The sequence below is a fragment of the Anoxybacillus sp. ST70 genome (genome assembly GCF_019553625.1).
In the GTDB taxonomy this organism is placed as follows: Bacteria; Bacillota; Bacilli; order Bacillales; family Anoxybacillaceae; genus Anoxybacillus; species Anoxybacillus gonensis.
Map to the genome: position 1 here is coordinate 1 of NZ_JAHZOF010000021.1, position 13,236 is coordinate 13,236.

A 13,236-nucleotide genomic window follows, 5' to 3' on the forward strand; every position below is an offset into this window, starting at 1 on the left:
CCGTTCCCATCCCGAACACGGAAGTTAAGCTCTCCAGCGCCGATGGTAGTTGGCGGGACACCGCCTGCGAGAGTAGGACGTTGCCGGGCAAAGAGAAGACCAAGACGATTTAGTCTTGGTCTTTTTTGTTATGTAGTAAATAATGATATAAATATCTCGGTACTTTTCGTTCCGTTACGTCTAAAAACTGTACAATAAAAGGGTATGCATCATTTGAATAACTATGGAGGAGATCATACCACCATTCCGTTTCATAGCGACAAATCATACTTAAGTTATAAAGCAATAAATAGTGAGCAACGATTTCGTGAATTTGTTTGCTTCGTTCATTTTGTTGTTTAAAATATAGATTAAATAAGGGATTTAGTTCTTCAATTTGTTGTAGTAATTGCCTCATACAAAACTTTTCCCCGTATGCGTGTTTCACATGAAACATTTTTTCAGAAAAATAAGTAAACAACCCGTGCTTTTGAATTTTTACTTCGTCTTTAAAAAAATCGTAGTTTTGTTTTTTTCTTTTTCTCGTTGATACTCCATGTGCTAAAACCGATGATGATTCTGGATAATCAGGGTGAATTGTTAATAAGCACGCTTTAAGAAGTTGTACATTTCCATAAAATAATAAAACAGGTTTGATGGCCAAAGGCGCTTCATGAGCCGTATCATAAAACTTTTTCCCATGTTGTAAGTAGTACATAAATGGATAACAATTGTCGTAACTTTTCTTTTCAGCGTCTTCTCGTCCTTCTTGCTTGTAGCGTTCAATTAAAAATTGATGCACAAAATTAGATGAGTAAAATACTTCCCACATCGTATATTCTCCTTATATAATTGATCGAATTATCTAACATTTTCGTGTTTTCTTGACAGAAAAAAGCGAAGTTGATACTCTACTAATTAATATTTCCAAAGTGAGGGGGAAAAACAATGTGGGAAACAAAATTTGCGAAAGAAGGATTGACATTTGATGACGTCCTTTTAATCCCAGCTAAGTCAGAAGTGTTGCCTCGTGATGTCGATTTAACAGTTGAACTAAGTAAAACGTTAAAATTGAATATCCCGATTATTAGTGCAGGAATGGATACGGTAACCGAAGCGGAAATGGCGATTGCAATGGCACGCCAAGGAGGATTAGGAATTATTCATAAAAACATGTCAATTGAACAACAGGCGGAACAAGTCGATAAAGTAAAACGTTCTGAAAGCGGTGTAATTACGGATCCTTTCTTTTTAACTCCTGAACATCAAGTATATGATGCGGAACATTTAATGAGTAAATATCGGATTTCAGGTGTTCCGATCGTCAACAATGCGGAAGAACAAAAGCTTGTTGGAATTATTACGAATCGCGATTTACGCTTTATTCAAGATTACTCAATGAAAATTTCTGATGTGATGACAAAAGAAAACTTAATTACTGCCCCTGTTGGAACAACATTAGAAGAAGCGGAAAAAATTTTACAAAAGTACAAAATTGAAAAACTCCCTCTCGTTGATGATCAAGGTGTGTTAAAGGGACTTATTACTATTAAAGATATTGAAAAAGTGATTGAATTTCCAAACGCAGCAAAAGACGCAAAAGGACGTCTTCTTGTTGGAGCGGCTGTTGGAGTTACTGCAGATACGATGTTGCGTGTGAAAAAACTTGTGGAAGCAAATGTCGATGTTATTGTAGTTGATACAGCGCATGGTCATTCTAAAGGTGTACTTGAGACGGTACGGAAAATTCGCGACACATATCCAACTTTAAATATTATCGCAGGAAATGTCGCGACAGCAGAGGCGACGCGCGACTTAATTGAAGCAGGAGCGAACATTATTAAAGTTGGCATTGGTCCGGGATCCATCTGTACGACACGGGTTGTCGCAGGTGTCGGCGTACCACAAATTACAGCGATTTATGACTGTGCAACAGAAGCGCGAAAATACGGTGTAGCTATTATTGCTGATGGAGGAATTAAATATTCTGGTGATATTGTAAAAGCTTTAGCAGCTGGTGGACATGCTGTTATGCTTGGCAGCTTGCTTGCAGGAGTGTCTGAAAGCCCTGGAGAAACGGAAATTTACCAAGGTAGACGATTTAAAGTATATCGCGGGATGGGCTCAGTGGGAGCGATGGAGAGAGGAAGTAAAGATCGTTACTTCCAAGAAGATAATAAAAAATTTGTTCCAGAAGGTATTGAAGGACGAGTACCTTATAAAGGACCGCTTGCCGATACGATTTATCAACTTGTTGGGGGATTGCGTGCAGGAATGGGTTACTGTGGCACGAAAAACTTAGAAGAATTGCGAGAAAAAACGCAATTTGTGCGCATGACTGGAGCAGGATTAAGAGAAAGTCACCCTCACGATGTTCAAATTACGAAAGAAGCTCCAAACTACTCATTCATGTAATAACAACTAGACAGAGGTGGAAGATTCCTCTGTCTATTTTTTTTTACAAGAGTATGTTAAAATAACGGTTATGTAAAACAGAGTTGGAGGGTTTGAGCGTGAAAACATGGTACAAGAGCTTCATCATTTCCATTGCAGCAATGTTCTTATTTATGGTGACTTTACCGCAAAATATAAAAGCGGAAGAAGACGTACTAAATATTGAAGCAGATGCCGCTATTCTTGTTGAAGCGGAGACGGGGAAGATTTTATATCAAAAAAACATTGATGCGGTTTTAGGAATTGCTAGTATGACAAAAATGATGACGGAATACTTGTTGCTAGAGGCTATTCATGAAGGGCGCGTAAAATGGGATCAAGAATATGCAGTAAGTGAGTATGTATATCAAATTTCCCAAAAGCGCGATTTATCGAATGTTCCGTTGAGAAAAGATGGGAAATATACAGTGCGTGAACTGTATGAAGCGATGGCGATTTACTCAGCAAACGGGGCGACAGTTGCTATTGCAGAAATTGTTGGTGGTTCGGAAACAAATTTCGTTAAAATGATGAATGAAAAAGCGAAAGAGTTGGGATTAAAAGATTACAAGTTTGTCAATGCAACAGGGTTAAATAACAAAGATTTAGGAGGATTGCACCCTGCAGGTAGCGGAGATAACGAAGAAAATGTGATGTCTGCTCGTGCTGTAGCGACATTAGCATATCATTTATATCATGAGTTCCCAGAAATTTTAGAAACAGCAAGTATTCCTCGTAAGTATTTCCGGGAAGGAACAGATGATCAAATTAAAATGGATAACTGGAACTGGATGCTTCCGGGACTTGTTGCAGCATACGAAGGTGTCGATGGGATTAAAACGGGATATACAGAATTTGCAGGATATTGCTTTACAGGTACAGCAGAGCGAAATGGCATGCGCTTTATTACCGTTGTGATGAATGCGAAAACGAATGGAAAAGGTACGCATTTGTCGCGCTTTGAACAGACGAGAAAAATGTTGGATTACGCATTTAGCAACTATACGGTGCAACAATTGTATCCAAAAGGTTATATTATAAAAAAACATAAAACAGTAGCAGTAAAGAAAGGAAAAGAAGAAGAAGTTGCGATTGCAACAAAACAACCATTGTCGCTTGTCATTAAGCGAGGGGAAGAAAAAAAATATAAGCCTGTTGTCGTCATTGAAAAAGAAACGTTAACAGCTCCTGTGAAAAAAGGACAAAAAGTAGGATATATGTACGTGAAATATGAAGGAACAGATTATGGTTACTTAACAAAAGAAAGAGAAAAGGTAGAGATCGTAACAAAGCGGGCTGTAGAAAAAGCAAATGGTTTCGTTTTGGCGATGCGGGCGATTGGTGAATTATTCAGTGATATTTGGAATGGTGCTTCACATGCGATTAAAGGATTATTTTAAAGCTCTCTTTTTAGAGGGCTTTAAAATTTTTATTGTGATTTTTAAAAAAATTGAGTTAAAATAAAAAAATGTAGTTAGTGTTTCTATACTTTTACCTAATAAAAACGTATGCTAGAATATGGATAGTGTACTGCAGTGATGAATAGTTGTCGCTGGGTTGATTTTTCAGTACAATATCACAATAACGATATACATAATGGGAGGAATGAACGGTGGCGGTTACAGGTACAGAACGTGTAAAACGCGGAATGGCGGAAATGCAAAAAGGTGGCGTCATTATGGACGTCGTGAACGCAGAACAAGCGAAAATTGCTGAAGCAGCAGGTGCAGTAGCTGTTATGGCTCTTGAGCGTGTTCCAGCGGATATTCGTGCAGCAGGTGGCGTTGCACGCATGGCTGACCCGACTGTAATTGAAGAAGTGATGAAAGCAGTATCGATTCCAGTCATGGCGAAGGCGCGTATCGGTCATTATGTTGAAGCGCGTGTATTAGAGGCGCTTGGTGTAGATTACATCGACGAGAGCGAAGTGTTGACGCCGGCAGATGAAGAATTTCATATTGATAAACGTCAATTTACTGTACCGTTCGTATGCGGTTGTCGTGATTTAGGTGAAGCGGCTCGTCGCATTGCTGAAGGGGCATCTATGCTTCGCACAAAAGGTGAACCGGGAACAGGAAATATTGTCGAAGCTGTTCGCCATATGCGAAAAGTAAATGCTCAAGTGCGTAAAGTTGTTAGCATGAGCGAAGATGAGTTAATGACAGAGGCAAAAAACTTAGGCGCACCATTTGAAGTGCTGTTAGAAATTAAACGTCTTGGCCGTCTTCCTGTCGTTAACTTTGCAGCAGGTGGTGTCGCAACACCAGCAGATGCCGCGTTAATGATGCATTTAGGTGCTGACGGTGTATTTGTCGGTTCAGGTATTTTTAAATCAGAAAACCCTGAAAAATATGCGCGTGCCATCGTTGAAGCGACAACTCATTTCGAAGATTATGAATTAATTGCTCATTTATCAAAAGGACTAGGTGGAGCGATGAAAGGGATTGATATTTCTTCGTTGCTTCCTGAACAACGGATGCAAGAACGTGGATGGTAATATAAAGGAGCAATGAACATGACGAAAATAGGGGTACTCGGATTGCAAGGAGCCGTACGTGAACACGTACGTTCAATTGAAGCGTGTGGTGCCGAAGCGGTAGTTATTAAAAAGGTGGAGCAACTAGCGCATATTGATGGCCTTATTATTCCAGGCGGAGAAAGTACGACGATGCGTCGTTTAATGGACAAATACGGGTTTATGGAACCGCTGAAGCAATTCGCGCGTGAAGGAAAGCCAATGTTTGGAACGTGTGCAGGCTTGATTATTTTAGCAAAAAAAATTGTTGGTTACGATGAACCACACCTTGGTTTAATGGATATTACAGTTGAACGCAACTCATTCGGACGCCAACGCGAAAGTTTTGAAGCATCTTTAACAATTAAAGGCGTTGCGGACGATTTTATTGGTGTATTTATTCGAGCTCCGCACATTGTTTCCGTAGGAGACGACGTTGATGTCCTTGCGACATATGAGGACCGTATTGTCGCGGCAAGACAAGGACAATTTTTAGGATGTTCGTTCCATCCAGAATTAACGGACGATCATCGCATGACACAATATTTTATAAACATGGTTAAAGAAGCGAAAGAATAAACAGGTTGCATTTTGTTTAAACTTATAGTACATTATTTCCAAGAAAATGATATAAAGAAAAAGCGATGACAGGAACTAGTAACAAGCCCTCTTCCTTTCAGAGAGCCGATGGCTGGTGTGAATCGGCAGGAATGACTTGTGAATCCATCCTGGAGCGAAATGCTGAACGCGTGAAGTTAGTAGGCATTTCCGGTGAGAACCGTTACATGTCTCGAGTGGAAGACACACGTCTTCAACTAGGGTGGCAACGCGGGAATACTCTCGTCCCTTTCTTTTGGGACGGGAGTTTTTTATTTCATAAATCAAAAAGGAGGAATGATGATGTTAGACTTAAAATTTTTACGTGCCAATTTTGAGGAAGTAAAACAAAAACTCCAGCATCGTGGCGAGGACTTAACGGATTTTGAACAATTCGAGCAGCTCGATCGTCGTCGCCGTGAATTAATTGCACAAGCGGAGGAATTGAAAAATAAGCGCAACGATGTGTCACAACAAATTGCCATCTTAAAGCGTGAGAAAAAAGACGCAGACCATCTGATTGCTGAAATGCGTGAAGTTGGCGATCGTATTAAAGTGCTTGATGATGAATTACGAGAAGTGGAACAACAGCTTGAGACGTTGCTTTTGTCAATTCCAAACGTTCCGCATGACTCTGTGCCGATTGGCGAATCAGAAGATGACAATGTAGAAATTCGTAAATGGGGAGAGCCACGTTCATTTTCTTTTGAACCGAAACCACATTGGGAAATTGCGGATCGGCTTGGAATTTTAGATTTTGAACGCGCAGCAAAAGTAACAGGAAGTCGATTTGTGTTTTATAAAGGCCTTGGAGCACGATTGGAACGTGCGTTAATTAACTTTATGTTAGACGTACATGTTGAACAGCACGGATATGAAGAAGTTTTACCACCGTACATTGTGAATCGAGCAAGCATGACAGGAACAGGGCAGCTTCCGAAGTTTGAGGAAGATGCGTTCCGGATCGAGAGTGAAGATTACTTTTTAATTCCAACAGCAGAAGTTCCTGTGACTAACTTACATCGCGATGAAATTTTATCAGCGGACGATTTGCCAATTAAATATGCTGCTTATAGCGCATGTTTCCGTTCAGAAGCGGGATCGGCAGGAAGAGATACGCGCGGATTAATTCGTCAGCATCAGTTTAACAAGGTAGAGCTTGTCAAATTTGTAAAACCGGAAGATTCTTATGAAGAACTCGAAAAGTTAACAAATGATGCGGAACGTATTTTACAATTATTAGGTTTGCCGTATCGTGTGATGAGTATGTGTACAGCTGATCTAGGCTTTACTGCAGCGAAAAAATATGACATTGAAGTATGGTTGCCAAGCTATGGTACGTATCGAGAAATTTCTTCTTGCAGCAATTTTGAAGCATTCCAAGCTCGCCGTGCAAACATTCGTTTCCGTCGAGACCCAAAAGCAAAGCCAGAACATGTGCATACGTTAAATGGATCTGGTTTAGCAATTGGACGAACAGTTGCAGCGATTTTGGAAAATTATCAACAAGAAGATGGAACTGTCGTTATTCCGGAAGTGCTTCGCCCATACATGGGAGGAAAAGAAGTCATTGCATAAGGGGAGAATGCCCTCCCCTTTTTTCATAAAAAGTGTTGACATAGGATAATGATTATGATAAATTAATACATGTCGATACGGAGGAGTACCCAAGTCTGGCTGAAGGGGTCGGTCTTGAAAACCGAGAGGCGTCGAAAGGCGCGCGGGGGTTCGAATCCCTCCTCCTCCGCCACCATTCGAATGTTCACAAAACCACAGCGCATAAAATGGAGATTGTTTATTGAATAATTCGTTACGATATGTAACGAATTTTTGTTTTATATAGGCAAAACGAAAGGATGCCCGAAATGAAGCGAGGGCATCCTTATTTTTTTAATTTGCGATATTGTTCAATCATGTAACCAATTTTTGCGACGATCGGCTCAATCGATTGGGCATCGCGAATAATATCGTATTCATTAATGTTAATGCGCAAAACAGGACAAGCATTAAAACTGTTGATCCATCTTTCATATCTTTCGTACATTTCTTTCCAATATTCAATTGGTGTTTGTTGTTCCATTGGGCGACCGCGTTCACGAATGCGTTTAATGATTTCCTCGAAACTTCCTTCTAAGTAAATAAGTAAATCAGGGTGTGGGAAATAAGGTGTCATGACCATCGCTTCAAATAAACTTGTATATGTTTCATAGTCGACTTTTGACATCGTCCCTTTTTCAAAATGCATTTTTGCAAAAATCCCAGTATCCTCGTAAATGGATCGATCTTGAACAAATCCTCCGCCATATTCGAAAATACGTTTTTGTTCTTTAAATCGTTCTGCAAGAAAATAAATTTGAAGATGGAAACTCCAACGTTTAAAATCAGCATAAAATTTATCTAAATAAGGGTTTGTGTCTACCTTTTCAAAAGAGGTGCGGAATTGAAGTGCATCAGCTAACGCTTTTGTCATCGTTGATTTTCCTACACCAACCGTTCCGGCAATGGTAATAACAGCATCGCTTGGAATATGATATTTTTCTCGTAAATTCATTGTTCTAAGCTCCTTTTAAGAACAGATTGCAGTTCGTTTAAAATGAAAAATCGGTCTTGGTCACGATGAACGAAATCGAGCTCATCTCCGTTAAACCGTAATACAGGAATGTGAGGGTGAGCTTGTTCAAATTGCTCCATTGCTTGTTCGTAAGCATGTGATAATTGTTGCAAATAGTTCGGATCAATATTTTTTTCAAATTCACGACCTCGCATCGCGATACGTTTGAGCAACGTGTGTAATGAAGCATGCAAATAAATGACGACATTTGGTTTTGGCATGTCGTTTGTTAAAATGTCATAAATTTGCACATATTTTTCGTATTGTTTTCCCTTTAACGTTTGTCTAGCAAAGATTAAGTTTTTGAAAATATGATAGTCAGCTACAACCGGTTTCCCATTGCTTAAAAACTTTTTTTCGACATCTTCTAGCTGTTTGTAACGATTGCATAGAAAAAACATCTCCGTTTGGAAGCTCCACTCTTCGATGTTTTCATAAAATTTACCTAAAAAAGGATTCTCATCAACAATTTCTTTTAACAATTCATATTGAAAATAGTCTGAAATGACCTTTGCTAATGATGTTTTTCCAACACCGATTGGACCTTCAACAGTAATAAAGGGCACGTGGGACATTGTGTAACCTCCTTCAGGTGAAACCGTCTGTGTAGACAGACAAAATTTATTTTAACATAAAACGATTAGTCTGTATGTTGCTTTTTTATTTTGATATACTTTATAGATGATAAAAGTACGGGAGTCTCAAAAATGAGAAATGATGAGTATTACATGCATTTAGCTATTGAAGAAGCAAAAAAGGCGGAGAATATCGGAGAAGTGCCAATTGGTGCAGTTGTTGTATACAACGATGAAGTGATTGCGCGAGCTCACAATTTGCGTGAACGAGATCAACGATCAATTGCACATGCGGAGCTTTTAGCTATCGATGAAGCGTGTCGAAAACTAGGTACGTGGCGATTAGAAGAAGCAACGCTGTATGTGACGTTAGAACCTTGTGCGATGTGTGCTGGAGCGATTGTTCTTTCCCGCATCAAGCGGGTTGTGTTTGGGGCGAGCGATCCGAAAGGAGGATGTGCGGGAACATTAATGAATTTATTGCAAGAGCCACGCTTTAATCATCAAGCGGAAGTTGTTAGCGGAGTATTAGCTGAACAATGTGGTGGAATGCTGAGCGAATTTTTTCGACGTTTACGTCAACAAAAAAAAGGAAGAAAAAAATAGAGCGAATTCCAATTAAATTCCATTGTGTAGTCATTGCAATTTATATGAAAAAGAGATATACTTATACTTGCGTTAGCGATAACGCATTGCCGTGCTAAGCGGGGAGGTAGCGGTGCCCTGTACTCGCAATCCGCTCTAGCGAGGCTGAATTCCTTCTTTAGGCTAGTTTGCTGTAGAGTCTGCCTAGAGTAAGTGGTGTTGACGTTTGGGTCCTGCGCAATGGGAATCCGTGAACCCTGTCAGGTCCGGAAGGAAGCAGCAGTAAGCGGACGCTCCCATGTGCCGCAGGGGTGCCTGAACTGAGCTAACTACTCTAGTAACGTCTATGGCAGCTAGTCGACAGAAGGTGCACGGCAATTTACATATTTCTGCACACAAGCACTTGCTCAAAAGGCAAGTGCTTTTTTCATATGTTTTTTAATGATATAATGAATGGGATATGAGCAAAGAGGAGGGCAGTTTCGTGAGTTATAAAGCTTTATATCGTGTTTTTCGACCGCAAAGTTTTAAGGATGTAGTCGGTCAAGAACACGTGACAAAAACGTTGCAAAATGCCCTGCTTCAACAAAAGATTTCACATGCATATTTATTTTCAGGTCCACGTGGGACAGGGAAAACGAGTATAGCTAAAATTTTTGCTAAAGCGGTAAACTGCGAGCATCGTCCAACAGCAGAGCCATGCAACGAATGTCCGACTTGTTTAGGCATTACGAACGGTTCGATTTCTGATGTGTTAGAGATTGACGCAGCATCAAATAACGGAGTGGATGAAATTCGCGACATTCGGGAGAAGGTGAAATTTGCCCCAACGTCGGCACCGTATAAAGTGTATATTATTGATGAAGTGCATATGTTATCCATCGGGGCGTTTAATGCGTTATTAAAAACGTTGGAAGAGCCTCCGAAACATGTGATTTTCATTTTAGCGACAACAGAACCACATAAAATTCCTTTAACAATCGTTTCGCGATGTCAACGATTTGATTTTCGACGCATTGAGTTAAAGTCAATTGTCTCTCGGTTAAAAACGGTTGTTGCAGAAGAAGGTATAGACGTAGAGGAAGAGGCACTATTTGCGATTGCACGTGCTGCTGATGGTGGGATGCGTGATGCGTTAAGTTTGCTCGATCAAGCCATTTCTTTTAGTGACAATCGTGTGTTACTGGAAGATGTGTTAGCGGTTACAGGTGCAGTTTCACAACGAAAAATTGCAGATTTAATTTACGCGATATACGAAAAAAAGACCGTTGAGGCGTTGCGTCTTTTTCAACATTTAATGGAACAAGGGAAAGACCCGAATCGTCTTGTCGAAGATTTAATTTACTATTATCGGGATATGCTTTTATATAAAGCGGCACCTCAACTAGAGGATGTGACGCATCGTGTGCTCGTTGATGAACGATTTCGTGAGCTTTCTGACATGATTCCAACATCGCTTATATATGAAGCGATCGATTTGTTAAGTAAAAGTCAACAAGATATGCGCCTAACGAACCATCCGCGCGTGCATATGGAAGTTGCGATTGTGAAGCTTTGTTATGAGGAGGAACGAGTAATCAAAACTTCGATTTCTCCGGCCTTAGAAGAGAAGGTGAAACAGTTAGAAGAACAATTAGCAAGGCTACAAGAGACAGGTGTAAAGCCCTCTGCTTCAGAAACAAGTGAATCGGTGAAAAAAACAGGGAAAAGTATTCGGACAGACTATAAAATACCGGTGGGGCGCATTCATGAAGTGCTTCGCCAAGCAACACATCAGCATTTATCTCTTATTAAAGGAAATTGGCCACATGTGCTTGAGACGTTAAAAAAGCAAAATAAAGTGTCACATGCGGCATTATTACAAGAGAGTGAACCTGTAGCAGCAAGTGGCGCAGCTTTTGTGTTAAAATTTAAATATGAAATTCATTGTAAGATGGTTGCTGATAATAGTAACTATGTTAAAGATAATTTAGAGCACGTATTATTTGAGTTAACGGGAAAGAAACTTGATACGATTCCTGTTCCTGAAAGTGAATGGCTTCAAATTCGAGAGCAGTTTATTCGCCAACAAACAAATGGGGATGAACAACATGAACAAGAAGATCCATTCATTTCAGAAGCGAAAAAGTGGTTTGGTGAAAACTTAATTGAAATTAAAGAATAATGGAGGAATGATGAAAATGATGCGTGGAATGGGAAATATGCAAAAAATGATGAAGCAAATGCAAAAAATGCAAAAAGATATGGAGAAAGCACAAGCAGAATTAGCAGAAAAAACAGTTGAAGGAACAGCAGGCGGTGGAATGGTTACCGTTATTGCCAATGGTCATAAACAAATTTTAGAAGTGAAAATTAAAGAGGAGGTTGTTGATCCAGAAGATATCGATATGTTGCAAGATTTAGTGCTCGCTGCAACGAATGATGCGTTAAAAAAGGTTGATGAGTTAACTGCACAAACAATGGGACAGTTTACAAAAGGATTGAATATACCAGGATTATTCTAGGAGGCTATTATGTACTACCCAGAGCCGATATCGAAATTAATCGACAGCTTCATGAAATTGCCAGGCATCGGGCCGAAGACGGCCGTCCGTCTGGCGTTTTTTGTGTTAAATATGAAAGAAGATGTAGTATTAGATTTTGCAAAAGCGCTTGTAAATGCAAAAAGAAATTTAACGTATTGTTCATCGTGTGGCCATATTACCGATAAAGATCCTTGTTATATTTGTGAGGACGACAAGCGAGATCGCTCGATCATTTGTGTTGTTCAAGACCCGAAAGACGTGATTGCTATGGAAAAAATGAAAGAATATAATGGGTTGTATCATGTGTTACATGGAGCGATTTCCCCTATGGAAGGAATTGGTCCTGAAGATATTAAAATTGCTGAATTGCTTAGACGTCTTCAAGATGAAACGGTTCAAGAAGTGATTTTGGCCACGAACCCGAATATTGAAGGGGAAGCGACAGCGATGTATATTTCCCGGCTATTAAAGCCAACAGGTGTTAAAATTACGCGCATTGCCCACGGATTGCCCGTTGGTGGTGATCTAGAATACGCCGATGAGGTGACATTATCTAAAGCTCTGGAAGGAAGAAGGGAACTATAGTGTTTTGGAAAAGAAAAGGGTGGCTGCGCAAACAATTTAACGACCAACTGATTGAACGATTACAACATTATCGGGATGAGTGGATGGATAAGAAACAATTAATAGAAAAAAGTGTTGAGCCTTCTGAAAAGGTCATATTTGATTTAAAAATTGCTGAAGCTAAGTATTTATTTCTTCTCCGAGAAGCTAAAAAACGAAAAGTATCGATTGGGAAGGGATGATACCTCTTCCCTTTTTATATAGGCTTGTCATACAGAAGTGAGGTGAACATATATTAAAAATAAAAAAGATTGAGGGAGAGAAAAATATGAATGAAACAGTTGTCATTGTGTCGATCGTCAGTCTCATTGTTATTATTTTGCTTATTGGTATTCCGATACGTTTGACTCGGTTAATTGGTGAAGGAATTGCTCGTCTTGTCATCGGAGCTTTATTTATTTTTTTAATTAATGTTGTCGGAGATGTATCAGGTATCCATTTGCCTATTAATTTGTTTACAGTAACCGTGACAGGTTTTCTAGGTATTCCAGGTGTTTTAGCACTCATTTTCATTCAACAATATGTCATTTCATGAACGGACATATCCGTTTATTTTTTTGTTGACGAATATAGATGTCCGTGATATATTAATACATGTCGTTGTCAAAATGAAAAAACATGTTGACAAAGAGTTGTTGATCTAGTATTATAGAAAATGTCTTTGTTGTTCTTTGAAAACTGAACAAAACAGCAGCGTAAAAGCTAAGGATAACTTTTCTATGGAGAGTTTGATCCTGGCTCAGGACGAACGCTGGCGGCGTGCCTAATACATGCAAGTCGAGCGGACGATTC

At 39.6% G+C, this 13,236-nt stretch carries 14 protein-coding genes, 1 tRNA gene, 2 rRNA genes, 1 other RNA gene and 1 other annotated feature; of the genes, 15 read left to right on the forward strand and 3 right to left on the reverse strand.

Features of this window, described 5'->3' with window-relative positions:
* Nucleotides 1–89, forward strand: a 5S ribosomal RNA gene (gene rrf, locus K1I43_RS15055); the annotation flags it as partial.
* A 20-nt stretch (nucleotides 90–109) separates the two neighbouring features.
* Here the strand turns inward: rrf and K1I43_RS15060 are convergent.
* On the reverse strand, nucleotides 110–811 hold the full coding sequence (locus K1I43_RS15060; RefSeq protein ID WP_009360713.1) for a YaaC family protein: 702 nt from the start codon (nucleotides 809–811) through the stop codon (nucleotides 110–112).
* 116 nt (nucleotides 812–927) lie between these two features.
* Here K1I43_RS15060 and guaB point away from each other — a divergent pair, with 116 nt between their 5' ends.
* The 6 genes from guaB to K1I43_RS15090 all read left to right on the forward strand — a co-directional run bounded on the left by guaB (nucleotide 928) and on the right by K1I43_RS15090 (nucleotide 7,274).
* Nucleotides 928–2,394 carry an IMP dehydrogenase gene (guaB, locus tag K1I43_RS15065; protein WP_019417544.1) on the forward strand — a complete coding sequence of 489 codons (1,467 nt, stop codon included), beginning with the start codon at nucleotides 928–930 and terminating at the stop codon, nucleotides 2,392–2,394.
* 140 nt (nucleotides 2,395–2,534) lie between these two features.
* Entirely contained in the window at nucleotides 2,535–3,812 is a 1,278-nt protein-coding gene (locus tag K1I43_RS15070; RefSeq protein WP_050982325.1) for a D-alanyl-D-alanine carboxypeptidase family protein, read from the forward strand.
* 212 nt (nucleotides 3,813–4,024) lie between these two features.
* Nucleotides 4,025–4,909: a pyridoxal 5'-phosphate synthase lyase subunit PdxS gene (gene pdxS / locus K1I43_RS15075; protein ID WP_009360710.1), complete on the forward strand. Its 885-nt coding sequence runs from the start codon at nucleotides 4,025–4,027 to the stop codon at nucleotides 4,907–4,909.
* Between the two features lie 18 nt (nucleotides 4,910–4,927).
* On the forward strand, nucleotides 4,928–5,506 hold the full coding sequence (pdxT, locus tag K1I43_RS15080) for a pyridoxal 5'-phosphate synthase glutaminase subunit PdxT (RefSeq protein WP_019417546.1): 579 nt from the start codon (nucleotides 4,928–4,930) through the stop codon (nucleotides 5,504–5,506).
* A gap of 56 nt (nucleotides 5,507–5,562) precedes the next feature.
* Nucleotides 5,563–5,778: a binding site (T-box leader), on the forward strand.
* Nucleotides 5,779–5,827: 49 nt separating this feature from the next.
* Nucleotides 5,828–7,102, forward strand: a complete 1,275-nt coding sequence (gene serS, locus K1I43_RS15085; protein WP_026011640.1) for a serine--tRNA ligase — start codon at nucleotides 5,828–5,830, stop codon at nucleotides 7,100–7,102.
* Between the two features lie 79 nt (nucleotides 7,103–7,181).
* Nucleotides 7,182–7,274 (forward strand) — tRNA-Ser (locus tag K1I43_RS15090).
* 132 nt (nucleotides 7,275–7,406) lie between these two features.
* Here the strand turns inward: K1I43_RS15090 and K1I43_RS15095 are convergent.
* The gene (locus K1I43_RS15095; RefSeq protein WP_009360707.1) at nucleotides 7,407–8,075 is read right to left on the reverse strand and encodes a deoxynucleoside kinase; all 669 of its coding nucleotides are present in this window, start codon (nucleotides 8,073–8,075) and stop codon (nucleotides 7,407–7,409) included.
* The gene (locus tag K1I43_RS15100; RefSeq protein ID WP_009360706.1) at nucleotides 8,072–8,710 is read right to left on the reverse strand and encodes a deoxynucleoside kinase; all 639 of its coding nucleotides are present in this window, start codon (nucleotides 8,708–8,710) and stop codon (nucleotides 8,072–8,074) included. The genes K1I43_RS15095 and K1I43_RS15100 overlap by 4 nt, the downstream gene beginning before the upstream one ends.
* Before the next feature lie 132 nt (nucleotides 8,711–8,842).
* Between K1I43_RS15100 and tadA the strand changes: the two genes are divergently transcribed.
* The 8 genes from tadA to K1I43_RS15140 all read left to right on the forward strand — a co-directional run.
* The gene (gene tadA, locus K1I43_RS15105) at nucleotides 8,843–9,316 is read left to right on the forward strand and encodes a tRNA adenosine(34) deaminase TadA (protein ID WP_026011641.1); all 474 of its coding nucleotides are present in this window, start codon (nucleotides 8,843–8,845) and stop codon (nucleotides 9,314–9,316) included.
* An 89-nt stretch (nucleotides 9,317–9,405) separates the two neighbouring features.
* Nucleotides 9,406–9,670, forward strand: an RNA gene (gene ffs / locus K1I43_RS15110) — signal recognition particle sRNA large type.
* 109 nt (nucleotides 9,671–9,779) lie between these two features.
* A complete protein-coding gene (dnaX, locus tag K1I43_RS15115) occupies nucleotides 9,780–11,459 on the forward strand; it encodes a DNA polymerase III subunit gamma/tau (protein ID WP_019417548.1) in 1,680 nt (559 codons plus the stop codon).
* Nucleotides 11,460–11,475: 16 nt separating this feature from the next.
* Nucleotides 11,476–11,799, forward strand: a complete 324-nt coding sequence (locus tag K1I43_RS15120; RefSeq protein WP_009360703.1) for a YbaB/EbfC family nucleoid-associated protein — start codon at nucleotides 11,476–11,478, stop codon at nucleotides 11,797–11,799.
* 9 nt (nucleotides 11,800–11,808) lie between these two features.
* Nucleotides 11,809–12,405: a recombination mediator RecR gene (gene recR / locus K1I43_RS15125; RefSeq protein ID WP_004888493.1), complete on the forward strand. Its 597-nt coding sequence runs from the start codon at nucleotides 11,809–11,811 to the stop codon at nucleotides 12,403–12,405.
* Complete coding sequence (locus tag K1I43_RS15130) at nucleotides 12,405–12,626, forward strand: YaaL family protein (protein ID WP_009360702.1); 222 nt, start codon at nucleotides 12,405–12,407, stop codon at nucleotides 12,624–12,626. Before recR ends, K1I43_RS15130 begins: the two co-directional genes overlap by 1 nt.
* Before the next feature lie 86 nt (nucleotides 12,627–12,712).
* On the forward strand, nucleotides 12,713–12,979 hold the full coding sequence (locus K1I43_RS15135; RefSeq protein WP_009360701.1) for a pro-sigmaK processing inhibitor BofA family protein: 267 nt from the start codon (nucleotides 12,713–12,715) through the stop codon (nucleotides 12,977–12,979).
* A 181-nt stretch (nucleotides 12,980–13,160) separates the two neighbouring features.
* Nucleotides 13,161–13,236, forward strand: a 16S ribosomal RNA gene (locus K1I43_RS15140); the annotation flags it as partial.